Source organism: Nocardioides sp. dk884 (genome assembly GCF_009557055.1).
Classification (GTDB): Bacteria; Actinomycetota; Actinomycetes; order Propionibacteriales; family Nocardioidaceae; genus Nocardioides.
The window spans coordinates 3882956-3906634 of the sequence record NZ_CP045649.1; the positions used below are offsets into that span (position 1 = coordinate 3882956).

The following is a 23679-nucleotide window of genomic DNA, read 5'->3' on the forward strand; positions in this document are numbered from 1 at the left end:
TCTGCGGGGATCAGCCCATTGTCCCGCTGCCTGGGGCCGGGACCACACCCCGGTGCCCCATCTGGTGAGTCACGACACCGCTGGCCGACACGTCTCGCCGCAGCGGGGCGTGTGGACGGGCATACTCGATTCGCGCCACACTTTCGACTACTTTCAACGACATGGCGTTTGCCTCCAGCCAGCCCGGGGTAGACGTCGAAGGCGGGGCGATCCGCACCTCCTCGCCCGCCCACGACAACCACCGCCCGCCTCGGCCAGAACCAGGAGCGCCTCTGTGCCCTTGAACCGGCCCGCCCTCTCGCTGGGCATCGGCCCACGGGGCGTGCAGGAAGCGCGCCGGTGGGTCGTCGACACCTGTCGTGACATCGGCCGCGACGACCTCGCCGAGTGTGCCGAGCTGGGCGTCTCCGAGCTGGTGACCAACGCACTGCTCCACGGCACCCACCCGATCACCGTGCGGGTCCGCGGCACCGCGGAGCACCCGCGCGTGGAGGTGCGTGACGGCTCCCGCGAGCGCCCGCAGCTGCCGACGGAGACCGACCCCGAGGACGACCTGCTCCTCACGTTCGGGCGCGGGCTGAGCATCGTGGCGCGCTGCGCCGACGCCTGGGGCGCGGCGATCGAGGACGACGGCAAGATCGTCTGGTTCGCCCCGGCTCGCGAGTTCGCCGAGGACGACGGCGCCACCGGTGTGATCACCGGCGACGACGAGGACCCCGCCACGCCGCCCCAGGACCCGGTCGCGATCGAGATCCGCGGCGTCCCCCTCGACGACTACCTGGCCTTCCAGCGCCACTTCCGCGAGCTCGGCCGCGAGGTCCGCCTGCTGGCCCTCGCGCACCAGTCCGACTATCCGCTCGCGCAGGACCTCAGCGACCTGTTCGGCGCCCTCGACCGTCAGCTGCGCGAAGGCGTCGGCCTCGACTCGCTCGAGGAGGCGACCGCCGCCGGCGCCGAGCTCACCGACGTCGACCTGGTCACCTCACGGGCCACCACCCGCACGATGGCCCGCTTCATCGACATGCTCGACCTGGCCGATGAGTTCTGCCGCCAGCAGCGGCTGCTCTCGCTGGCCCGCAGCCCGCGTCAGCGGGCCTTCCAGCGCTGGTACCTCGGCGAGTTCGTGCGCCAGGGCCTCGGCGAGGCCCCGATGGCCTGGCAGGAATTCGCCGCCGAGGAGCTCGACGATCAGCACTCCCGCGCCTCCTGAGTGACTCACTGAGGCGGGTGACCCCGGCCGACGGCCTCAGGCGTACCCGAGCTCGTGCAGGCGCTCGTCGCTGATCCCGAAGTGGTGCGCCACCTCGTGCACGACGGTGATCCGCACCTCCTCCACCAGTTCCTCCTCGGACGCACAGAACTCCAGCAGCGGGTTGCGGAAGATGAAGATCCGGTCCGGCAGCGTGGCGCCGTACATGCTGTCGCGCTCGGTCAGGGCCACCCCGTCGTAAAGACCGAGCAGGTCGGAGGGCTCCCCCTCCGGCGGCTCGTCCTCGACCAGCACGACGACGTTGCGCACCAGTGAGGCGAGCTCGTCGGGGATCTGGTCGAGCGCGGAGTCGACGAGGGCGTCGAAGCGGGCAGGGTCGATCTCGAGGCGGTCGACAGGTTCGGAGGGCACCAGGCCATTCTCCTGATCGCCGGTTGTCCGCGCACGCGGACCAGCGGCACGGCGAGCGCGATGGCCGCGAAATGACGAAAGGTCCCGGCCCACTCTCGTGGACCGGGACCCTCCGTGCTGGCGACCCCGACGGGACTCGAACCCGCGGCCTCCGCCGTGACAGGGCGGCGCGCTAACCAACTGCGCTACGGGGCCTCGCTTTGCTCTCCCTCACTGGGCGAGCGATGGAACTCTAACCCACGATCCGCGCGGACTCCCAATCGGGACCCCACCCGCACCCGGCCGGCTCTGACGAACCGACCTTCAGCACCCCCAACGGGATTCGAACCCGTGCTACCGCCGTGAAAGGGCGGGGTCCTGGGCCGCTAGACGATGGGGGCAGGACAGGAAGAAGCATAGAAGACGCGCGCCCCCGAGTTGCACACGCCACCCGCTGGGCGGACCCACCTAGGCCTTGAACCGCCCCGCGAAGCCACGCAGGCTCACGTCGGCGCTGGTGAGGATGCCGGGCGGGGCCGCCACGACGCTGCGGATGACGTTGAGCGCCGGCAGCCCGGTGACGGTCATGCCGATCGAGGCGAACGCCGCGGGATCGGAGAGGTCCTGGCCGGAGCGCGGGAAGATCATGTGCTTGGCGTAGACGCAGGGGTCGCCCTGGACCTGGGTGAGGTAGCAGCCCTTGATCTCCCAGCTCGGCGCGGTCTGCGGGGTCATCTGCCACTCGAGGTGCGACTCGATGCGGGGCACCCCGTCGACCATCCCCTGGTACTTGATGTAGCTGGCGCCCAGCGAGCCGACCGGCAGGCGGTACCAGCCGAGGTCGACGTCCTTGGTGCAGGCGCCCAGCTCGGCGGAGAACCGCACCTCGTCGAGGGCGAGGTCGAAGCAGTCGGCCATCAAGTAGACGGCATCGGCGAAGACCCGGGTGTACTTCTCCAGCATCGCCGGGAGGTCGGGGTCGTCGACCGGGCGTCCGTAGCCGACCTCCTGCCAGGTCTCGCGGGAGTGGTGGCAGGAGACGTCGACGGACTCGATGACCGTGACGTTCTCGATGTCGATCACGTCGGCGGTGCTCACCACGCCGAGGACCTGCGCCAGGCCGGGGTTCATCCCGGTGCCGTAGAAGGTCGCGCCGCCACGCCGGCAGGCAGCCTCGATCACCTCGCTCACCGGGCGACCCGACGGATGGGGATGGTTCTGGTCGCGGTGATGGCCGGTGATCCAGTCGGCGGTGGTGACGATGTCGATCCCCGCCTCGAGCACCTCGACGTACAACGCCTCGTCAGGGAAGACGCCGTGGAACGTCACGACGTCCGGGCGCGCGGCGACGATCTCCGCGACACTGCCCGTCGCGACGATCCCGAGCGGCGCCAGCCCGGCCAGCTCGCCGATGTCGCGCCCGACCTTGTCGGGTGAGTAGCAGTGCACGCCGACGAGCTCGAGGTCCGGATGCTGGCCCAGCCGACGGATCATCTCGGTGCCGACGTTGCCGGTGGCGACCTGGAAGACGCGGATCGCACGGGTCGGGGAGGTGCTCACGATGTCGGCCCTTCGCCGGGAATGTGACAGGGGTCACGGTGCGGGCGAACCTAGCAGCGCGGAGCGCGGGCGACAACGGTCTGCGAGGCCGGCGGCGCCAGCCCGACGGCGGGGGTGGTGCGAGTCGAGACCCGGGCCCATGTATAGTTCTGCGAGTCCGGGACGCTCTCCGAACGTCTTCCTGTGCTGGTCACAGGTGGTGTCGGAGCCCGGAGTGGGGCAGGTAGCTCAGTTGGTACGAGCGTCCGCCTGAAAAGTGGAAGGTCGGCGGTTCGACCCCGCCCCTGCCCACCAGCACGCAGGTCTCGATCTGCACCGAACGCCCCGCCGGATCCCGGCGGGGCGTTCGTCATCTCTGTCGTCTCCCAGGGACGCGCCTGCTCAGCGGTGCCCGGCGAGCTGGCCCATCCGTGTGGCGAGGGCGTCGAGGTAGGCGTCGCGGCGCTCCGGCGAGATCGGCCCGCCGGCCTCGACGCGGCTGCAGACGGGAAGCACGTCGATCGACAGCTTCGCGGCGCCGGCGAGCGCGCGCAGCTCATCGAGCCGGTCGCCGAAGGGGGTGCCGCTCCCCGGGGAGTAGGCGTGCACGACCTCCTCGACCCGGTCGGGGAAGAGATCGACCTTGGTCACAGCCACCACCAGCCAGGTCGGCCGCGGGCGGCGTACCGCCATCGAGGCGATGCGGTGTGCGGTGACCGTCCAGTCCTCGAGCTCGCGGGCCAGCTGCTCCTCCCGGTCGACGGCACGAGCACCGGAGGTGCCGGCGGCACGACGTCCGGTGGCGTAGCCGTGGGCGACGACGTGGAGCACTCCGTCGACGGGATCGTCGTGGAAGACCTCATCGAGTGCGCCGAGCCGGGTCGCGGCGTTCTCGCCGGGCACGACGCGGAACCGGAAACCGTGCAGACCGCGGCCCCGACGCACCCGCCGCTCCAGAACGGCGGATCCCGCCTCGGCGATCTCGCCCTCGGGGCGGGGGCGGCCCACGAGGTGCTCGACGAGCTCGCTCTTGCCGACGCCCGTCATCCCGGTGACCGCTACCGTGGGATATCGGTGCTGGAACACCCCGACCATCCGCTCGCGTCCGCGCGAGAGCGACGCCGGAACGGCGCGCAGCCCCCGCCGGGCGTCGGCTCGGGCTTGCTGACGGGCCAGATGACGGGGGTCGACCACGGCGCCAACGTACCGGACAGCACTCCGGCCGGAGTGCTACCTTCAACTAGAATTCATTCTACTTCAGGAGGACCCCATGCCCCGTCGAGCCGTCGTCACCGGAAGCGCCTCCGGCATCGGTCTGGCCGTCGCCACCCTCCTTCGCGAGCGCGGCGAGGAGGTCATCGGCATCGACCTGCGCGACGCCGAGGTCATCGCCGACCTCAGCACCCCCGAGGGTCGCGCCGAGGCGATCGAGGCCGTGCGCGAGCGCAGCGGAGGGACGATCGACTCGGTCATCACCTGCGCCGGCGTCGCCCGCCCCGGCGAGCTCATGGTCCGAGTCAACTACTTCGGCACCACCGAGGTCGTCGAGGGCCTGCGCCCGCTCCTCGCCGGCTCCCCCGCACCCCGGGTCGCCGTGGTCGGCTCGATCAGCGCGACGCAGACCCCGGACCCCGAGGTCCTCGCCGCCTGCCTGGCCGGCGACGAGACCGCCGCGACCGCCGCCGCAGCCCTCGCCGTGCAGGGACCGGGAGCGAATACCATCTACCCCGCCACCAAGGCCGCCCTCGCCCAGTGGGCGCGGCGTACCGCGATCGCCCCGGGGTGGGCCGACGCCGGGATCCCGATCAACGTCGTCTCCCCCGGCGTGGTGCTCACCCCGATGACGACGGCGCTCTTCGAGGACGACGCCATGCGCAAGGTCATGGACCAGGCCGTGCCGATGCCGCTGCACGGCTACGCCAAGCCCGAGGACGTCGCGCGCGTGCTGATCTGGCTGGCCGAGCCGAGCACCACCCACATCACCGGCCAGGTGATCTACGTCGACGGCGGCGCCGAGGCGACGCTGCGCCCCGCGGACAGGTTCTGACCCCACGCTCGTCGATCGAGCGGCGCCCGTCGGTCGGCGGCATCCGCCGGCCGGGGGGCGCCCCGTCGGGCGAGCGCCGCCCGTCGGGCGAGCGCCGCCCGTCGGGCGAGCGCCGCCCGTCGGTCGAGCTGGTCGAGACCGCGGCTCGGGGTCGGCGAGCGGCGCACCGTCGGTCGAGGTCAGCGCGACCACGGCCGCCCCGTCGGTCGCGCTCGTGGTGACCGCGGCGCCCCGTCGGGCGAGCTCGTCGAGACCGCGTCGAGGAACCTGAAACCAGCGGCGGAGAAACCCTTGTCCTCGAACATGTGTTCGAGTATGATGAGGCATGGCCTCCCCCGAACTCCCCGACTGCGACACTCCAGCCGCCGTGCTGGCGTTCGCACAGCGCCGGCGGGCTGCGGCCCAGCGGGCGGAGATCGAGGTCTTAGAGGCCGCTCTGGTGTGGGCGTCGATGCACCCGGAGGAGTCGGTCGCCGACGCGGCGCCGACCACCGGGTTGGTCTTCGGCGAGTTCGCGGTGCCCCTTGCTGGGGAGGGTGCTCCGCTGGTGGCGGAGTTCGCGCCGATGGAGTTCGGTGCCGCGCTCGGCTTGTCGACCGACTCCGCCCGCTCGCTCGTCGGTGACGCGCTCGAGCTGGCCCACCGGCTCAAGCGCACCTGGAAGCTGGTCCGCGCCGGCAAGGTGCCGCTGTGGAAGGCCCGGCGACTCGCGCAGCTGACCACCACCCTGCCGCTGGAGGGCGCCGATTTCGTGGACCGCCAGGTGGCCGGCTTCGTGGGGAAGATCAGCTGGGCCGGGATCGAGCGACTCGTCGACCAGGCGCGCGTGGCCTTCGACCCCGAAGGCGCGGAGAAGCAGCGCCTCGCTGCCGCTGACGGGCGTCGCTTCGACGTCCACACCCGCGAGGCCACCCACGACGGCGTCGTCCACGTCGACGGGGTCCTCGACCTCGCCGACGCGATCGACCTGGACACCGCGATCCGCCAGGGCGCCGACGAGCTCGCCGCGCTCGGCTCCACCGAGTCCCTCGACATACGCCGCTCGATGGCCGCCGGCGAGCTCGCCCGACGCCAGCTCGCCTTCGACCTCCGGGCGGAGGCCGGCGACGGTGCCGCACCGGTGGTCAAGCCCCGCCAGGTCGTCATCCACGTGCACCTTTCCCACGCAGCGATCTCCCGCGATGAGGCCGGGATTGCGCAGGTCGAGGAGACCCACAGCATCGTGTCGACCGAGCAGGTCCGCGAGTGGTGCAGCGGCGACGCCCAGGTGGTCATCAAGCCGGTCATCGACCTCGAAGCCCACCACCACACCGACGCCTATGCCATCCCCGACCGGCTCATCGAGCAGACCCGTCTGGCCCAGCCGGTGTGCGCCTTCCCGTGGTGCGAACGCCCCGCCCGACGCTGCGACACCGACCACGTCACCGCCCACGGCACGGGATCGACCGGCGGTCCGACCTGCAGCTGCAACCTGGCCCCGCTCTGCCGGCGACACCACCGCGCGAAGACCCACACGGGTTGGACCTACGACAAGACCGACGCGGCCACCTACGTCTGGCGATCACCCCACGGGCTCCACCTGGTCAAGGACCACGGGACCACCCGGCTCGTCACCGCACACCCGCCCGACGACTGACCGGTCGATCCCGTCGAGACCCGGACCCCGCCGGCATCACGCCGGCAGGGGGCCCACCGCTGCCTGGGACCCTCGATGTCTTGGTCAAGGGGTGTGGGGCGGGGGTTCTCGCCTTCGCTGGCGCAGTGGGGGTAGTCGCGAGTCGGCTCGGGTGGGACCAGGCGCACAGCACGGCCGCGATGGCTCTCTCATGGCCCGCGGCTGCGCTCCATCAGCTCGTCGGCACCGTGGGCATCGATCACCGTCGCGGCGTGGACATGCACGCGGGTTGTTGACGCAGATGACGACACCGACCACGGGACCACCCGCCTCGTCACCGCCCACCCACCCGACGAGTAGATCCACCGCCCCGGACCCCGCCAGCACCCCGCAGGCGGGGCCACATCCCTGTCCGCCTGCGGTTTCTCCCGACTGGGACGCTCCGGTGTCTGGCGTGGACCCGAAGGGTGGCCATCCTGACGGACCTAACCGCTGTCTGCACCACGCACGCAGCATCGGGGAAGCTCAGCGGTGGGGCGGGCGGCAGGGGATGATGGGCGCGAGCCGACCGCGTCTGGAGGAGACCACGTGGCCCAGTCCGGGGACTTGTTCCGCACGATCACCGAGGGCAGCCCCGACGGGCTGTGGCTGATCGACCCGAGCGGATCCACCCGCTACGCCAACGCCGCGATGGGTGGGCTGCTCGGATGCGACGTGGCGACGATGACCGGCCGCCCGGCACTGGAGGCGATGCAGCCCTCGGACGCCGCGGTGCTGCGGGTGCACCTCGCCCGGCTGGCCGCGGTCGACCCGAGCGACCCGAGTGCGGGCGCCGGGCACGCCGAGACCGCGATCAGTCGCGCCTCCGGTCCGATCACCTGGTGCCTGGTCAGCTGGGGACCGCTGGTGGAGGACGGCGTCCTGCTGGGGTGGCTGCACCGGTTCACGCCGTACGCCGGGCCCACGGAGCTGGCCGCGCGCACGCGCGCCCGCGAGCGCCGGCTCAACGGCGCCCCGCCGATCGGCCGGCTGGCCGCCTGGGAGGGCGACCTCGCCACGGCGTCGGTCAGCGGCACCGACCAGCTGCGCCAGATCCTCGGACTCGCGGCCGGGGCCCGGATCCCCGCCGGGCGGCGCTTCCTCGACCTCATCCACCCCGAGGACCACGCGGCGGTGCGCGCCGCCTACGACCGCGCCCTCACCGACGGCGGCCAGGTCGACCTGGCCGTCCGCTTCCTGCTGCCCGACGGCGGGCTGCGGTGGCTGCACGTCCTCGGTGTGTCCGACCGCACCGGGCCCGGCGGCGACTCGCGCCTGCTCGGCACCGTGCACGACGTCACCGACTCCCAGCTCGCCGAGGAGCAGGCCGCGCACACCGCGCGCCGACTGCGCCTGCAGCAGCAGATCGCCACCATCGCGAACCGCGCCACCACCCTCAGCGAGGCGGTCCGCCTCGCCGGCGCCAGCCTCCCGGAGAACGCACCCGGCTGGGCGGCGGTCGCGATCTTCGACACCACCGGACCCGAGCCCGTGCTGGTCGAGGTCTATGACACCGACACCCCGCCCGACCCCGCGCTCGCCGCGCAGACCCGTCGTACGGCGGGGGTGGCCACCTGCCCCCTCGACGGCGTCGGCAGCCGGGTCGCCCTGCCCGTCCTCGTGCACACCGACGTGGTCGCGGTGATCGAGCTGCGCACCGACGAGGTCCCGCCCGACGACGCCTCGCACGCGATGCTCGGCCAGGTCGGCGCCCAGCTCGGGGTCGTGGCGACGCGCGAGCGCGCCGCCCGCGAGCTCGCGATCGCGCGCGACGAGGCGGTGCAGGCCTCGCGGCTGAAGTCGGAGTTCCTCGCCACGATGTCGCACGAGATCCGCACCCCGATGAACGGCGTCGTCGGCCTCACCGACCTGCTGCTCTCCACCGACCTCGACGAGCAGCAGCGCCGCCTCGGCGAGGGGCTGCAGGCCGCCGGCCTCGACCTGCTCGCGATCATCAACGACATCCTCGACCTGTCCAAGGTCGAGTCCGGCAAGCTCGAGCTCGAGGTCACCGACTTCGATGTCCGCACGGTCCTGGAACGCACCGCGTCGGTGATGCGCGGCGCCGCCTATGCCAAGCGCCTCGAGCTCGTGGTGGGGTGCGACGCCGAGGTGCCCGCGCTGCTGCGCGGCGACGCGACCCGGCTCGGCCAGGTCGTGGCCAACCTGGTCTCCAACGCCGTGAAGTTCACCGAGAGCGGCGAGGTGGTGGTCCGCGCCAGCGTCGCGCAGGCCACCGACAGCCACGTCGTGCTCCGCGTCGAGGTCCGCGACACCGGCATCGGCATCCAGCCCGCCGCGCAGGAGAGCATCTTCGAGGCCTTCACCCAGGCCGACCTGTCCACCACCCGCCGTCACGGCGGCACCGGCCTCGGCCTGGCGATCTCGCGCCAGCTCGTCGAGGCGATGAGCGGCACCCTCGCGGTCGTGTCCCGCCCCGGCGTGGGCAGCACCTTCACCTTCACCGCCCGCCTCCAGCGGCCCGTCGCCCCGTGCGCCGCCGAGACCCCCACCGCCCTGCGCGGTCGCCGGGCACTCGTCGTCGTCGACAACGCCTCCGCCCGCGCCGCGCTCGTCGACCAGCTCCGGGCGTGGGGGATGGACGTCGCCACCGCACCCGACGCCGAGCAGGCCCTGACCGTGCTGCACCAGGCCGCCCGCCTCGCCAAGCCGTACGCCGTGGCGCTGGTCGACGCCGCGCTGCCGGTCGCCGACGGGGTCGAGCTGGCGCGGCGGGCCGCGGAGCACCCGGGCCTCCGCGACCTGGCGGTCGTGCTGCTCAGCGCCGACCCGCTGTGGCTGCGCGAGAACCTCGACACCACCGGAGGGGTGGCCCACGTGCTCGGCAAACCGGTGCCGCACGCCGAGCTCCGCGACACCCTGCTCGCGCAGCTGCGCGGGCGCGACGAGGCGCCGCCGCCTGACCGCCGGGACGGTGCCGCCGAGGACGCCCGGCGACGCCTCGACGTCTCGGTGCTCGTCGTCGAGGACAACGCCGTGAACCAGATGGTGGCGACCGGCATCCTGGAGAACCTCGGGGCGCGGGTGCAGCTCGCCGATGACGGCCGCGCCGCGGTGGCCGCGCTGGCCGGCGAGCACGGCTTCGACGCCGTGCTGATGGACTGCCGGATGCCGGTGCTGGACGGCTTCGACGCGACCCGCGCGGTGCGCTCCGCCGAGGCCCCCGGGTCGCGGGTGCCGATCATCGCGATGACCGCCTCCGCGATCGAGGGCGAGCGGGAGCGCTGCATCGGTGCGGGCATGGACGACTTCATCACCAAGCCGGTCGACCCCGAGCACCTCGCCCGCGTGCTGCGCCGCTGGACCGTCGACGGGCCGGCGCTCGACCCGGCCCGGGTGCGCATGCTCGACGAGCTCGTGAAGGACGGGGTCAGCTTCTTCGACCGCACCGCCCGGTCGTTCATGAGCCGCATCGAGGAGCAGCTCGCAGCGATCTGCGACGCCATCGAGGCGGCCGAGGCGATGCGCACCTTCACCTCCGCGCACCTGGTCAAGGGCAGCGCGCTCAACCTGGGGCTCCCCCGGGTCGCCGCCGCGGCGGCGCGGATCGAGGCGCGCGCCGACACCGGCGCCACGGACGGCTACGCGCCGCTGGTCGAGGCGTTGCGTCACGAGATCGACCACGCGGTCGCGGTCCTCGCGGACGCGGTGCGGTGAGCCTCACCGACACCGGATTCGAGGTCGTGGCCCGGCATCGTCCGGTCACCCTCGTCCAGGGCGACCTGCCCGCGGGCGCGGCCGCGGCGCCGTACGTCGCGGTCGAGGCGCCCCTCGTCGCCGGCCAGCCGCTCGCGGTGCGCCTCACCGGGCGCGACGTCGTCGTGGAGGCCAGCCACGACCCCGGGCCCGGGCGGCACGGCCGGGTCCGCCTCACTGCACGCGTGCGGGACCGGACGGTCCGCCGCGCCCCGCGCGAGCTCGCCGGGGCCCTGCGCCACCGGCACCGCGCCCTCGCCCGGCCCGACGCACCGGTCCAGACCCTCGGTCTCGCGCTCACCGGCACCCACGTCACCGCGCTGACCCGCGGCCCGGGCGGCTGGACCGCGCGCGCCCGCCTCGACCTGGCCGGCCACCTCGACACCCGCGACGAGGACTGGCTGAGCACCCTGGGCGCCGCGAGCAGCACCGGCGCCCACCGGTGGGGCCGCTTCGGCCAGCTCGGGCTGCGCGACCTGCGCCTGGCCACCCACGCCGACGGCACGACGTACCACCTCGACGACGGGCGGCTGCTGCTCACCGCGACCAGCGCCGGGCCGGGGTTCTTCGACACCGCGCACACCTCGGTGTGGGCGTTGGACCCGGTCACGCTCGGGCTGGCGCACCGCGGCGACCTGTTCTTCCGCCGCCCCGACGCCCCGGGCGTCTTCGGCGACCACGCCTGCCACCTGGTGCGCGACGGCGCGGGCTGGCTGCTGGCCACCAGCACCTGGGGCGACTTCGACACCTCGCGCCCGATGCGGATCACGCTCGCCGAGTCCGGCGCCGACCTCACCCGCGGCCAGCACGTCCTCGACACCCGCCCGCTCGAGGTGCCCACCACCGGCGTGCCCGCGGTCGGCGTCTGGGACCCGCACCTGGTCCGCGACGGGGACCGCTGGCTGGTCGGGTACGTCGTGGCGACGCGCTACTTCCGCTTCGGCCCCGCGCTCGCCACCGGCCCGGCGCTCGACGCGCTCACCCTGCGCTCCGTCGACACCGCGTCGCGGGAGTGCGAGGGCACCACGCTGCTGCGCGACCCCGGCGCGGGCGACGCATGGCGGCTGCTGGCGAGCAGCAAGGACCGCCAGGCCTATCCGGTGTGCGACCTCGACCTGACCCGGCTCGGCGACCTCGCCGCGCCGTACCCCTCGAACATCCCGTGGCCCACCCTCGCCCGCACCGGCGACGGGTGGCTGCTGGCGGGCTTCGACGGCACCGAGCACGGGGGCCGGCTGACGGGATACGGCACCCACGGCGACGTGGTGCTCATGCGGTCCGTCCCGCGCTGAGCGCGCGACCTAGGGTGGGTGGTGACCCGCACCACACCCGCGGGTCCGCACTCGCCGCCCACCCATGGCGGCCCGACAGGACGGACAGCACCCATGCCCGTGAGCACGACCCCCGACCACCCCGCCGGCATCGACGACGTCTTCGAGCTCGCCGCCCAGCACGAGCAGGTCGTCTTCGCCCAGGACCCGGCGAGCGGCCTGCGCGCGATCATCGCGATCCATTTCACCGCGCTCGGCCCGGCCCTCGGCGGCACCCGGTTCCACCCCTACGCCTCCACCGGCGCGGCGCTGCGCGACGTGCTCGACCTGTCGCGTGGGATGACCTACAAGGCCGCCCTCGCCGGGCTCGACCTCGGCGGCGGCAAGGCAGTGATCGTCGGCGACCCGCGCACCGAGCGGTCCGAGGCGCTCTTCCGCGCCTACGGGCGCTTCGTGGACTCCCTCGGCGGGCGCTACGTCACCGCCTGCGACGTCGGCACCGACAGCGCCGACATGGACGACGTGGCCCGCGAGACCCGGCACGTGAGCGGGCTCAGCACCGAGCACGGCGGTGCCGGCGACAGCTCCGTGCTCACCGCGTACGGCGTGCACCGCGGCATGCTGGCCGCCGCCGAGCACGCCTGGGGCGCGACCCCCGGGCCCGGCGCCCTCGAGGGACGCAGCGTCGGCGTGGCCGGGGTCGGCAAGGTCGGGCGGCACCTGGTCGCGCTGCTGCTCGAGGACGGCGCCGACGTCACGGTCACCGACGTCTCCCCCGAGGCGGTCGACCGCGTGCGTCAGGAGCACCCACAGGTGCGCGTGGTCGCCTCGACCCCCGAGCTCGTGGCCTCGCCGCTCGACGTCTACGCGCCCTGCGCGCTGGGCGGCGCGCTCACCGAGGAGGTGGTCGCGGCCCTGCAGGCGCGCGTGGTGTGCGGCGCGGCCAACAACCAGCTCGCCGGTCCCGGGGTCGAGAAGGAGCTCACCGACCGCGGCATCGTCTACGCCCCGGACTACTGCGTCAACGCCGGCGGCCTGATCCAGGTCGCCGACGCGCTCGACCCGGCAGGATTCTCCTTCGAGCGCGCCCGGCTGCGGGCAGGCGGAATCCTGGACACCACCCGCCGCATCCTCGAATGCGCCGCGCGCGACGGCGTACCGACGGCGACCGCGGCGGACCGGGTCGCCGAGACCCGGATCCGCGACATCGCTCGACTGCGCGGGATCTGGGTCGGCTGACACCGCATCGCCCCTCTCAGACCGGTAGGTCGGAGAAGGACATGGCGAACAGCACCGTGCCGTCAGGCCGAGGCCTGGCGGCACGGTGGAGGTCGTCAGATGCGGTTCAAACCACGTGATGACACCATCGACGCGGCGTCAGTCGCGGTGCGGTTCGGAGTAGTCTGCCCACTTCTCCAGGACCTCGGGATCTACCGGGTCCTCGGTGTGGTTCTTCTCACCGCCGTGCAGCTCTTGGGCCAACTTCCCGAAGTCCGTCTCGTGAGTGCGGTACTTCAGGTCGCGGGCGACCTTCGTCTGCTTGGCCTTTGCTCGGCCGCGCCCCATAGGGTCAGCCCCCTCGCACCTCGGCCGGGGCACTGTGGCTCCCGGGCTGTCCTCAGAAAATTCTCGTGAGGGCAACGCTACCTGCTGGCCGATGTTCCTGCACGTCCGGACCGCCCTTCGGCTTCCGCCGTGGGCGAACACCGCCTCTCGCGGGGGCCTCGCGGCCCGTGCGGGTCAGCTCCAGCCGGGGTGCTGGCCGATCAACCTCACCCGTCCTCCGTCGGTCTCCGAGGCGGTCACCTCGCCGGCGACCCAGGCCTGGATGCCGAAGCCGTCGAGCACCCGGATCGCCTCGTCGACGTCCTCGGGGTGGGTCAGCGAGACCATCCCGACGCCACAGTTGAGGGTCATCTCCAGGTCGGCCTGGGAGAGCTGGCCCACCCGGCGTACGACGTCGAAGATCGGCTGCGGGGTCCAGGAGGCGCGGTCCAGCGTCGCGGTGAGCTCGGCGGGCATCACCCGCTCCAGGTTGGCCGCGAGGCCGCCACCGGTCACGTGGGACATCGCGTGGGTGCGGGTGCGCCGGGCGAGCTCGAGGCAGGCCTTGGCGTAGATGCGGGTGGGGACCAGCAGCTCGGTGCCCAGGGCGCCGCCGAGCTCCTCGACCTCGCGGTCCAGCGCCCAGCCGGCCTGCTCGAGGAGCACGTGGCGCACCAGGGAGTAGCCGTTGGAGTGCAGACCGCTGGCGGCCATCGCGATCACCACGTCGCCGGGGCGGACCCGGCCGGGGCCGAGCAGGTCGTCGGCCTCGACGACACCGGTGGTCGCGCCCGCCACGTCGTACTCGTCGGGCGCCAGCAGGCCGGGGTGCTCGGCGGTCTCGCCGCCGACCAGCGCGCAGCCGGCCTCGACGCACGCCTCGGCGATGCCCTTGACGATCGCAGCGATCCGCTCGGGGACGACCCGGCCGGTGGCGATGTAGTCGGTCATGAACAGCGGCTCGGCGCCGCAGACCACGAGGTCGTCGACGACCATGCCGACCAGGTCGAAGCCGATCGTGTCGTGGACGTCCATGGCCTGCGCGATCGCGACCTTGGTGCCGACGCCGTCGGTGGAGGTGGCCAGCAGCGGGCGCTTGTACTTCGTCAGCGCGGAGGCGTCGAAGAGCCCGGCGAAGCCGCCCAGGCCACCGATCATCTCCGGGCGGCGGGCCTTCTCGACCCAGCCCTTCATCAGGTCGATCGCGCGGTCGGCGGCCTCGATGTCGACGCCGGCGGCGGCGTAGGCGTTCGCGGCGCTGTTCTGGCCGGCAGCGGTGCCAGTGGGGGTCTCGGTCACGGGGTCGGTCCTCACGGGTTGTTCAGCACGGGCAGCGCCTTGCCCACGGTCGGGGAGATGAGCGTCGCCTCGAGCAGGTGCTTGCCGAGCTGACTCTCGTCGGGGAGCGGCACGGGGTACTCCCCCGTGAAGCAGGCCTGGCACAGCTGCTCGGCCGGCTGCTTGGTGGCCTCGATCATCCCGTCGAGGGAGATGTAGCCGAGGCTGTCGGCACCGACGCTGTGGGCGATCTCGTCGACGTCGATGCCGTTGGCGATCAGCTCCGCGCGGGTCGCGAAGTCGATGCCGTAGAAGCACGGCCACTTCACCGGGGGGCTGGAGATGCGCACGTGCACCTCGAGGGCGCCCGCCTCGCGCAGCATCCGCACCTGGGCGCGCTGGGTGTTGCCGCGGACGATGGAGTCGTCGACCACCACGATGCGCTTGCCGCGGATCATGTGGTCGAGGGCGTTGAGCTTGAGCCGGATGCCGAGCTGGCGCAGGGTCTGGCTGGGCTGGATGAACGTGCGCCCGACGTAGGCGTTCTTGACGAAGCCCTGGCCGAAGGGGATGCCGCTCTCCTCGGCGTACCCGGCGGCGGCCGGCGTACCGGACTCGGGCACCGGCATCACCAGGTCGGCCTCGACGGGGAACTCGCGGGCCAGCTGGCGGCCCATCTCGACGCGGGCCTCGTGGACGCTGCGCCCGCTGATGGTGGCGTCGGGGCGGGCGAGGTAGACGTACTCGAAGACGCAGCCCTTGCGGTCGGGCTCGGCGAACTTGTGCGAGCGCAGGCCCTGGTCGTCGATGACGATCATCTCGCCGGGCTCGACCTCGCGCACGACGCTGGCGCCGATCGTGGCCAGGGCGGCGCTCTCGGAGGCCACCACCCAGCCACGCTCGAGACGGCCGAGCACCAGCGGACGGATGCCCTGGGGGTCGCGGGCGGCGTAGAGGGTGTCCTCGTTCATCCACACGAAGCAGTACGCCCCGCGCAGCATCGGCAGCACCTCGAGCGCACGCTCCTCGAGCGTGCCGTCGGGGTGGTGGGCCATCAGGGCGGTGACCAGGCTGGTGTCGTTGGTCGCCTCGCCCTGCGGACGCTGGAGGTCGAGCTCGTCGGCCGGGCCGGGCAGTGCCGCCACCAGCTCGCGCAGCTCGTGGGTGTTGATGAGGTTGCCGTTGTGGCCCAGCGCGATCGAGCCGTGCCCGGTCGGGCGGAACGTGGGCTGCGCGTTCTCCCAGGTGCTCGCGCCGGTGGTGGAGTAGCGCGCGTGGCCGATCGCGAGGTGGCCGCGCAGCGAGCTGAGCGTCGACTCGTCGAAGACCTGGGAGACCAGCCCCATGTCCTTGTAGACCAGGATCTGGCGCCCGTTGCTCACCGCGATGCCGGCCGACTCCTGGCCGCGGTGCTGCAGGGCGTAGAGACCGAAGTAGGTCAGCTTGGCCACGTCTTCGCCGGGGGCCCAGACACCGAAGACGCCACAGGCGTCCTGGGGTCCCTGGTCCTGCGGGTCGATCGCGTGGGTGAGGCGGCCGTCGCCGCCCCGCCGACCAGCACTGGAAGAGCTGCCACTGCTGCTGAGGAAGGGCACGCCCTCAGTCTAGGGCGTCGCGGCCGCGCATCCCGCGTCGGTGACGGTGCTTGGACTTCGAAGACAGGCGACGAGACGCGCCGTAGGCTGTGGCGGCCACCACTCCCTGAGGAACGATGACCATCTTGCAGACCGCATCGACGTCGCACCTGGCGGGGATCACCGCACCCTCGCGTGATGCGTTGCAGCTGATCGCCGACGGGGTCACGCAGGTCGCCGGGTTCGGGGTCGCCGCGATCAGCGTCGTCCGCGACGCCACCCACATGCAGATCGTCGCGGTGGCCGGCAGCGAGGAGGCCCGCCGGTCGCTCGAGGGCAGCCGCACCCCCATCGCGGAGCTCATGGAGGAGATCGCGGTCGCCGACGACTGGGGGCTGTTGAAGTTCGTGCCCCACGAGCGTCTCGACCTCGAGGACGACCAGTGGGGCTGGGTGCCTGACATCGAGCCGATCGACGCCCCGGACGCCTGGCACCCGCTGGACCTGCTGGTCGCGCCGCTGGTCGACACCGAGGGCATGCTGTGCGGGATGCTGAGCATGGACCTGCCCGCCGACGGCCGGCGTCCCGGCCTCGACCAGCGCCGGATGCTCCAGGTGTACGCCGAGCAGGCCGGGCGCGCCGTCGTCACGGCGTTGGAGCGCGAGGCGCTCGCCGAGCAGGTCCGCCTCGCCGAGGCCGCGCGTGGGGTGATCCGCAACGCCTCCAGCCACCTCGCGCTCGAGGACGTGCTCAGCGAGTGCCGGGTCGCGCTCGCCGAGGGCTTCCGTGCCCGCGGGGTGTGGGTGCAGACCTTCGGTGAGGAGATCCGGCGTTCCGGCGCGATCTACGCCATCAACGAGGCCGCCCCGGTGCTGGGCCCGGAGCTGGAGGCGCTCGCCGAGATCTCGGCCATGCGTGCCTGGGAGTCCCAGCGCGCCATCGTGGTGAGCGTCGATCCCGGTGAGCGCGCCGCGTCGACGGGGCTCACCACGAAGCAGCATCGACTCGTCGTCGACTTCCTCCAGGGCATCGAGATCAGCACGATGCTCTTCGTGCCGCTCGGGGCCGGGCGCGACTGCGTGGGCAACCTGGTGCTCACCCGCGCGGTCGGCGAACGGCCCTGGACCGAGACGGAGGCCGCCGCGGCCCTCGACGTCGGCCACGACCTGGGCCGGGCGGTGCTCAACGCCCGCACGTTCGAGCGCGAGCACCTCCTCGTGCAGGAGCTGCAGGCCCTCGACACCTACAAGAGCCAGCTGATCGCGACGGTGTCGCACGAGCTGAAGAACCCGCTCACCGCCGTGCTCGGGCACCTCGAGATCCTCGAGTCGGTCGACGTACCCCGCCCGGTGCGCACCTCGCTGTCGGCGATGGAGCGCGGCGCACGACGCCTCGCCCGGGTCGCGGACGACCTGCTCCTGCTCGCCCGGATGGACGACCCGACCAACCCGGTGCACCGGCGGGCGGTCGACCTGCGCTCGGTGGTCGACGACGTCGTCGACCTCACCGCGGTGTCCGCCTCGCGGCGCGACCTCACCGTGCGGGTCGAGGCCCCGAACGGCCAGGTCGTCGCGATGGGCGACCCCGACGAGCTCGACCGGGTGCTCACCAACCTGCTGAGCAACGCGGTGAAGTACTCCCCCGACGGCGGCACGATCGTGGTCAACCTCGACCGCACCCCCGACGAGGTCGTCCTGAGCTGCTCCGACGAGGGCCTCGGCATCTCCGAGGCCGACCAGGAGCAGCTGTTCACCGAGTTCTTCCGCTCCAGCAACCCGGCCGCCGTCGCCCAGCCGGGCACCGGCCTCGGGCTGGCCATCGTGCAGCGCATCGTGCGCCGCCACGGCGGTCGGATCGAGGTCGAGTCCGAGCTCGGCTGCGGCAGCACGTTCCGGGTCCTGCTGCCGGCCTGAGCGCCCTTGGCGCCGAGTCGACGCGCCATTGGCGCCGACTCGGCGTGGGGTCAGCCCTGGGCGAGGTTGCGCAGGAGGAGGGCCTCGGCCAGCACGACGCGCTCGAACTCCGCGAGGTGCAGGCCCTCGTTGGCGCCGTGGGCGCGGGTGTCGGGGTCCTCCACGCCGGTGACGAGCACGCTGGCCTCCGGGAAGGTCTCGAGGAACTCCGCGATGAACGGGATCGAGCCGCCCACGCCCATGTCGACCGGCGCGGTGCCGTCCCAGGCCTCGGTGAACGCCGCGCGTGCCGCGTCGTACGCCGGGCCGGTGGCGTCGATGGCGGTGGCCTCGCCGGTGTCGACGACGGTGAAGGTCAGCTCGGCGCCCCACGGGACGTGCTGCTCGCAGTGGCGGCGCAGGCACTCCACCGCGTTGGCGGCGGTGTCGCCCGGGGCGATGCGCAGCGAGACCTTGGCGCGCGCGGAGGCGACCAGGGTGTTGCTGGCGCCGTCGACCTTGGGGGCGTCGAGGCCGGTGATCGAGAGCGCGGGCTGGGTCCACAGCCGCTCCACCACCGGGCCGGAGCCGATCCACTGCACGCCCGGGTTGACGCCGGACTCGGCCTGCAGGCGGTCCTCGGGGTACTCCACGTCGGCGGCGGGGCCGCTGTGCAGGCCCTCGATGAGCAGGTTGCCGGCGTCGTCGTGGAAGGAGGCGATCAGCCGGCTCAGGGTGATCAGCGAGTCGGGAACGAGCCCGCCCCACATGCCGGAGTGCACGGCGTGGGTGAGGGTGCGGACCTCGATGTCGGCGCGGACCAGGCCGCGCAGGCTGGTGGTCAGCGCGGGGACGCCGATGTCCCAGTTGCCGGAGTCGGCGATCACGATGACGTCGGCGGCGAGCCGGTCGCGGTGCTGGCGCAGCAGCTCGGGCAGGGTGTCGGAGCCGACCTCCTCCTCGCCCTCGATGAACATCGTGACGCTGACCGGCAGCTCGTCGCCGAAGACGCGCAGCGCACCGAGGTGGGCGGCGATGCCGGCCTTGTCGTCGGCCGCGCCGCGGGCGTAGAGCCGGTCGCCGCGCTCGGTGGGCTCGAACGGCGGGGAGTCCCACTCGGCGTGGTCGTTCTCGGGCTGCACGTCGTGGTGGGCGTAGAGCAGCACCGTCGGCGCACCGGCCGGGCCGGCCTTGTGCGCGATGACCGCCGGGGCGCCGCCGTCCTCGCGGGCGCTGACGATGTCGACGGTGTCGAAGTTCTCGGCCCGGAACAGCGCGGCCACCGCCTCGGCGCTGCGCTGCACCTCGGCGGCGCGCGCGGGGTCGGCGCTGACCGACTCGATGCGGACGAGGTCCTCGAGATCCCGGCGGATCCCGGGGAGGAGCTGCTGGACCCTGGCGTGGATGTCGAGACTCATGGCATCCAACCTAGGCGCTCCCCCGTGCTCACCCCAGCGGCAGGTACGCCGTGAGGTCGGCGCGCTCCCCGCTGGCGTGCACCCGCCCGGCCGCGTCGGCGTCGGCCCAGGCGAGCGTGCCGGTGGCCAGGTCGATCCAGGTCAGCGCGTCGGTCTCGACCACGGCCGGCGGGGTGCCGCGGGTGTGGCGCACGCCCGGGATGACCTGCACCGCGGCGTACGGCGGGACGCGCACCTCCACGGAGTGGCCCGGCGCGCGCTGCTCGAGCACGGCAAGGAAGTGCTTGACCAGCAGCCTGAGGTCGGGCTTCTCGGCCTCCCCGGCGCGCAGCCGGGTGAGCGCGTCGCGGACCTCGGAGGCGGGCGCGGGCTTCAGACGGGCGGGCACGCCACCAGCCTAGGAGGTGGCCGACGGCGGCCGGGGCCCACCCGATCCCGATCCCGATCCCGATTCCGACCCCGGCAGCGCGGCCCGGGTGAAGACCGCCGCGGTCCGCGCGACCGTCTCCCGCAGCTCCGGCGGCGACTCCACGACGAAGTCGGCACCGACCTGGGCGAGCACCACCACCGGCCAGGCGAGATCGTCGACGCCCATCTCGAGCACGCACGAGCCGGGCTCGTCCTCGAGCGGCACCGCCCGCCCCCACTGACCGACCGCGGCGGCCACGGTCGCGGCCGGCGCCGCCACCCGCACCCGTACGGCGTAGCGGTGCGGCATGCCGCGGATGCCCGCCTCGACGAAGGCGACCGCGTCGGTGGCCGGGAGCTCGCGGCGTCGGAAGCGCTGCCCGGTGGTGCCGACCTCGGCGATCCGGTCCACCCGGAAGGAGCGCCAGTCCTGGCGGTCGCGGTCGTAGGCGACGAGGTACCAGCGGCGACCGAGGGTGACCAGGCGGTGCGGCTCGACGCGACGCCGGGACGGCTCGGCAGCGCCGCCACCGCGGGCCGCCGGGGTGTAGGTGAAGTCGACGGGCTCCTCGTCGCGGCAGGCCTGGGCGAGCGTGGTGAGGGTGCCGGCGTCGAGCACCGGGGCACCGCGCCACGGGCCGGGCGACTCCGTCTGCGAGCGCACCGCCTCCATGCGCCGGCGCAGCCGGGGCGGCATCAGCGCGATCACCTTGGTGAGCGCCTGCACCGAGGTCTCCGCGAGCCCCGCGGCGGACCCGGTGGTCGCCTGGCGCAGCCCGACCGCGATCGCGACCGCCTCCTCGTCCTCGAGCAGCAGCGGCGGCAGCGCGCCGCCCGCCTGCAGCTGGTAGCCGCCGTCGACGCCGCGCGCCGCCTCGACGGCGTACCCGAGGTCGCGCAGCCGCTCCACGTCGCGCCGCAGGGTGCGGGGGCTGACCTCGAGTCGGGCCGCGAGCTCGGGGCCGGGCCAGTGCCGGTGGGTCTGCAACAGGGAGAGGAGGCGCAGCATCCGGGCAGCGGTGGACATCTCCCCAGGTTAGGTCGGAAAGCGGCCGGAAACTGTCCTGATCGCTCGGGAGGCTGGGGTCATGAGCCAGTCACCAGTGATCCGGACCCGGGGTCTCACCCGGCACTTCACCCGCGACAAGTTCACGATCGAGGCCGTCCGCGACCTCGATCTCCAGGTCGCCCCCGGCGAGCTCGTCGCCTTCCTCGGCCCCAACGGCGCCGGCAAGTCCACGACCCTGCGGATGCTGACCACCCTGCTCCCGCCGACCTCCGGCAGCGCCGAGGTGGCCGGCTTCGACGTGGTGACCCAGCGCCGCGACGTACGCCGCAGCATCGGGTACGTCGGCCAGGGCAACGCGGCGGCGCACGCCCAGCGCGGTCGCGACGAGCTGGTCAGCCAGGGCCGGGCCTTCGGGCTCTCTCGGGCCGCGGCCCGGGAGCGCGCGGCCGAGCTGCTCGCGGACTTCGACCTCACCGAGCACGCCGACCGGCCGGTCTCGACCCTGTCCGGTGGTCAGCGGCGGCGCCTCGACGTCGCGATCGGGCTCGTGCACGCCCCGCCGCTGATGTTCCTCGACGAGCCGTCGACGGGGCTGGACCCGCAGAACCGGGTCAACCTGCAAGAGCAGGTGCTGCGCCTGCACCGCGAGCACGGCACCACCGTCGTGCTCACGACGCACTACCTGGAGGAGGCCGACTCGATCGCCGACCGGGTGGTGGTCATCGACCACGGCACGGTCATCGCCGACGACAGCGCCGCCCGGCTCAAGGCCGGGCTCGGCGACCTGGTCTCGCTCGGGTTCGCCACCGCCGCGGACGCCGGGCGGGCCGCGGAGCGGGCCGGTCGCGTCCCGGAGGCGACGGTGAGCGTGCAGGACCGCGAGGTCACGGTGCGCGTCGCGCACGGCCGCGACCTCGTCCCCGGGCTCGTCCTCGACCTGGCCGCGACGGGCGTCCCCGTCACCCGCCTCGAGGTGGTCGGTCCGACCCTCGACGACGTCTTCCTCGACCTCACCGGCCGCAGCCTGCGCGACGCCCATGCCGACGCCGCACCCGGCGCCGCCCCCGCCCCCGCGACCGCGACCGAAGGAGCGGCGGCATGAGCGCCGTCGCCACCTACTCCACCGGCCGCCCGGGCCGCCCCGGTCCCGCCGCTCCTGGCTTCCTGGCCGACACCTGGAACGTCATGGTGCGCGAGCTGCGGCCGGTGTGGCGCGAGCCGGTGTCGGTGCTGTTCGCGATGGTGCAGCCGCTGGTGTTCCTCGCGCTCTTCGCCCCGCTGCTGCCCGAGGTCTCCGGTGGCTCGGCGCTGCAGTGGTTCGTCCCCGGCATCGTCGCGATGACCGCGCTGATGGGCGCCTCCTTCACCGGCGCCAACCTGACCGCGGAGATCCAGTCCGGCTCCCACGAGCGGCTGCTCGTCTCGCCGTTGTCGCGCTCCGCGCTGCTCGTCGGGCGCGCGCTCAAGGAGGTGGTCCCGCTCCTGATGCAGACCGCGATCATCCTGGTGGTGGTCACGCCGTTCAGCTACGACCTGCACCTGCCCGGCGTACTCCTCGGGCTGGTGGTGCTGGCCGGGTTCAGCATCGGGGTCGGGGCCCTGTCCTTCGCCCTGGCACTGGCCAGCAAGGACCAGGACTGGCTGTTCTGGACCGTGCAACAGACGGCGATCTTCCCGCTGCTGCTGCTCGCCGGGGTGCTGCTCCCCCTCGAGGGCGCCCCGCGCTGGCTGGCCTTCCTGGCCGACCTGAACCCGCTCGCCTACGTCGTCGACGCCGTCCGCGAGCTGTTCGCGGGCTCCTTCGACCCCGGCGTCGTCGGCGCCGGTTTCGCGGCCTCGGCCGTGGTCGCCGCACTCGGCCTGGTCGTCGGGCTGCGCGCGATGAACCGGTCCGCCTGAGGGCTATCCGAGCCCGGCCAGCAGGTCCACGGTCCGTGCCCAGGCCGGCGAGTCGGGGTCGACCAGGGCCATGTGCGGGTCCGCGAGGTCGTCCTCGATCACGAGCAGGTCCGCGTCGCCGCCGGCGGCGCGGGCCCGCGCGACGTACTCCTCGGACTGCGCGAGCGGTACGACGTCGTCGGCGCGGGCGTGCACGCAGCGCACCGGGACGTCCAGCGGCACCTGGGCGACCGGGTCGAAGGCCGCCTCGGCGGCGCCGGGCGGGTGGCCGAGGAACGCCTCGACCGCGCCGTCGCCCAGGTGCTCGCGGTGGGCGGCGGCCAGGTCGAGGACGCCGGCCTGGGCCACCACGTGGGTCAGCGGCGAGCCGGGCTGCGCCGCCGCCCAGGCGACCAGGTGCCCGCCGGCGGAGTGGCCCAGCCCGACGACGCGGGACAGGGACACCCCGTGGGCGGGGGCGTGCTCGCGCAGGGAGACCAGCGCCGCGGCCACGTCCCCGCAGGTCGCCGCGGCGCCGACGCCGCGGCGGTACTCGAGGTTCCACACCGCCCAGCCCCGGGCCGCCAGGTCGGCCGCGAGCGGGCGCCCCAGCGCGCAGTCGTAGGTCGGTTTCCAGAAACCGCCGTGCACCACCGCCACGATCCCGCGGGAGTCGCTCGCGGACCCCGCGGGCAGGGTCAGCTCGGCGTACTGGTCGGGGTGCGGGCCGTAGCCGATCCGCTGAGCGGGACGCATGGGGTCATCGTGCCCGCGGGCCGACGCCTGGGGTCGGTGCTGCGGCGGGTGGTCGGTGCTTTTCGGCGCAATTGCGCCGAAAAGCACCGCTAC

General features: G+C 73.5%; 19 protein-coding genes and 3 tRNA genes. 10 read left to right on the forward strand and 12 right to left on the reverse strand.

The window, feature by feature from the left end:
• The first annotated feature begins 274 nt into the window (after window positions 1-274).
• Window positions 275-1210, forward strand: coding sequence for an ATP-binding protein (locus GFH29_RS18500; RefSeq protein ID WP_153325218.1), 936 nt, complete (start codon window positions 275-277; stop codon window positions 1208-1210).
• 36 nt (window positions 1211-1246) lie between these two features.
• Here GFH29_RS18500 and GFH29_RS18505 read toward each other — a convergent pair whose 3' ends face one another.
• The 4 genes from GFH29_RS18505 to GFH29_RS18520 form a co-directional block, all read right to left on the reverse strand.
• On the reverse strand, window positions 1247-1621 hold the full coding sequence (locus GFH29_RS18505; RefSeq protein ID WP_194289094.1) for a metallopeptidase family protein: 375 nt from the start codon (window positions 1619-1621) through the stop codon (window positions 1247-1249).
• Between the two features lie 118 nt (window positions 1622-1739).
• A tRNA-Asp gene (locus GFH29_RS18510) sits at window positions 1740-1816 on the reverse strand.
• Window positions 1817-1928: 112 nt separating this feature from the next.
• A tRNA-Glu gene (locus GFH29_RS18515) sits at window positions 1929-2001 on the reverse strand.
• Window positions 2002-2068: 67 nt separating this feature from the next.
• Window positions 2069-3160, reverse strand: a complete 1092-nt coding sequence (locus GFH29_RS18520; RefSeq protein WP_194289565.1) for a dihydrodipicolinate reductase — start codon at window positions 3158-3160, stop codon at window positions 2069-2071.
• Window positions 3161-3377: 217 nt separating this feature from the next.
• Here GFH29_RS18520 and GFH29_RS18525 point away from each other — a divergent pair.
• Window positions 3378-3454, forward strand: a tRNA-Phe gene (locus GFH29_RS18525).
• Window positions 3455-3541: 87 nt separating this feature from the next.
• Here the strand turns inward: GFH29_RS18525 and GFH29_RS18530 are convergent.
• Window positions 3542-4333, reverse strand: a complete 792-nt coding sequence (locus GFH29_RS18530; RefSeq protein WP_228387608.1) for a hypothetical protein — start codon at window positions 4331-4333, stop codon at window positions 3542-3544.
• A gap of 76 nt (window positions 4334-4409) precedes the next feature.
• Between GFH29_RS18530 and GFH29_RS18535 the strand changes: the two genes are divergently transcribed.
• The 5 genes from GFH29_RS18535 to GFH29_RS18555 all read left to right on the forward strand — a co-directional run bounded on the left by GFH29_RS18535 (window position 4410) and on the right by GFH29_RS18555 (window position 13067).
• Window positions 4410-5186 (forward strand): SDR family oxidoreductase, encoded by a 777-nt coding sequence (locus GFH29_RS18535; RefSeq protein ID WP_153325220.1) that lies wholly within the window; start codon window positions 4410-4412, stop codon window positions 5184-5186.
• 325 nt (window positions 5187-5511) lie between these two features.
• Window positions 5512-6822, forward strand: a complete 1311-nt coding sequence (locus tag GFH29_RS18540) for an HNH endonuclease signature motif containing protein (protein WP_153325221.1) — start codon at window positions 5512-5514, stop codon at window positions 6820-6822.
• A 567-nt stretch (window positions 6823-7389) separates the two neighbouring features.
• Window positions 7390-10518 (forward strand): response regulator, encoded by a 3129-nt coding sequence (locus GFH29_RS18545; protein WP_153325222.1) that lies wholly within the window; start codon window positions 7390-7392, stop codon window positions 10516-10518.
• Window positions 10515-11849 (forward strand): hypothetical protein, encoded by a 1335-nt coding sequence (locus tag GFH29_RS18550; protein ID WP_153325223.1) that lies wholly within the window; start codon window positions 10515-10517, stop codon window positions 11847-11849. The genes GFH29_RS18545 and GFH29_RS18550 overlap by 4 nt, the downstream gene beginning before the upstream one ends.
• Before the next feature lie 99 nt (window positions 11850-11948).
• A complete protein-coding gene (locus tag GFH29_RS18555) occupies window positions 11949-13067 on the forward strand; it encodes a Glu/Leu/Phe/Val family dehydrogenase (RefSeq protein ID WP_228387609.1) in 1119 nt (372 codons plus the stop codon).
• A 138-nt stretch (window positions 13068-13205) separates the two neighbouring features.
• Here the strand turns inward: GFH29_RS18555 and GFH29_RS18560 are convergent, their stop codons facing one another.
• From GFH29_RS18560 to purF, 3 genes are all read right to left on the reverse strand, one after another.
• Window positions 13206-13394, reverse strand: a complete 189-nt coding sequence (locus GFH29_RS18560) for a DUF3073 domain-containing protein (protein ID WP_153325225.1) — start codon at window positions 13392-13394, stop codon at window positions 13206-13208.
• 174 nt (window positions 13395-13568) lie between these two features.
• Complete coding sequence (purM, locus tag GFH29_RS18565) at window positions 13569-14672, reverse strand: phosphoribosylformylglycinamidine cyclo-ligase (protein WP_153325226.1); 1104 nt, start codon at window positions 14670-14672, stop codon at window positions 13569-13571.
• Between the two features lie 11 nt (window positions 14673-14683).
• A complete protein-coding gene (gene purF, locus GFH29_RS18570; protein ID WP_153325227.1) occupies window positions 14684-16246 on the reverse strand; it encodes an amidophosphoribosyltransferase in 1563 nt (520 codons plus the stop codon).
• A gap of 116 nt (window positions 16247-16362) precedes the next feature.
• On the opposite strand from purF, the gene GFH29_RS18575 reads away from it, so the two are divergent.
• Window positions 16363-18138 (forward strand): sensor histidine kinase, encoded by a 1776-nt coding sequence (locus GFH29_RS18575; protein WP_153325228.1) that lies wholly within the window; start codon window positions 16363-16365, stop codon window positions 18136-18138.
• Between the two features lie 50 nt (window positions 18139-18188).
• Here the strand turns inward: GFH29_RS18575 and GFH29_RS18580 are convergent, their stop codons facing one another.
• From GFH29_RS18580 to GFH29_RS18590, 3 genes are read right to left on the reverse strand one after another with little or no spacing between them, the layout of a single operon-like run.
• On the reverse strand, window positions 18189-19535 hold the full coding sequence (locus GFH29_RS18580; protein ID WP_153325229.1) for a dipeptidase: 1347 nt from the start codon (window positions 19533-19535) through the stop codon (window positions 18189-18191).
• A 28-nt stretch (window positions 19536-19563) separates the two neighbouring features.
• Window positions 19564-19923 (reverse strand): sterol carrier family protein, encoded by a 360-nt coding sequence (locus GFH29_RS18585; RefSeq protein WP_153325230.1) that lies wholly within the window; start codon window positions 19921-19923, stop codon window positions 19564-19566.
• Between the two features lie 9 nt (window positions 19924-19932).
• Window positions 19933-20970: a helix-turn-helix transcriptional regulator gene (locus tag GFH29_RS18590; RefSeq protein ID WP_153325231.1), complete on the reverse strand. Its 1038-nt coding sequence runs from the start codon at window positions 20968-20970 to the stop codon at window positions 19933-19935.
• Between the two features lie 61 nt (window positions 20971-21031).
• Here GFH29_RS18590 and GFH29_RS18595 point away from each other — a divergent pair, with 61 nt between their 5' ends.
• Both GFH29_RS18595 and GFH29_RS18600 read left to right on the forward strand, forming a co-directional pair.
• On the forward strand, window positions 21032-22054 hold the full coding sequence (locus tag GFH29_RS18595) for an ABC transporter ATP-binding protein (RefSeq protein WP_153325232.1): 1023 nt from the start codon (window positions 21032-21034) through the stop codon (window positions 22052-22054).
• Entirely contained in the window at window positions 22051-22851 is an 801-nt protein-coding gene (locus GFH29_RS18600; protein ID WP_153325233.1) for an ABC transporter permease, read from the forward strand. The genes GFH29_RS18595 and GFH29_RS18600 overlap by 4 nt, the downstream gene beginning before the upstream one ends.
• Before the next feature lie 3 nt (window positions 22852-22854).
• Here the strand turns inward: GFH29_RS18600 and GFH29_RS18605 are convergent, their stop codons facing one another.
• Window positions 22855-23586 (reverse strand): alpha/beta hydrolase family protein, encoded by a 732-nt coding sequence (locus GFH29_RS18605; RefSeq protein WP_153325234.1) that lies wholly within the window; start codon window positions 23584-23586, stop codon window positions 22855-22857.
• Window positions 23587-23679 lie beyond the last annotated feature (93 nt).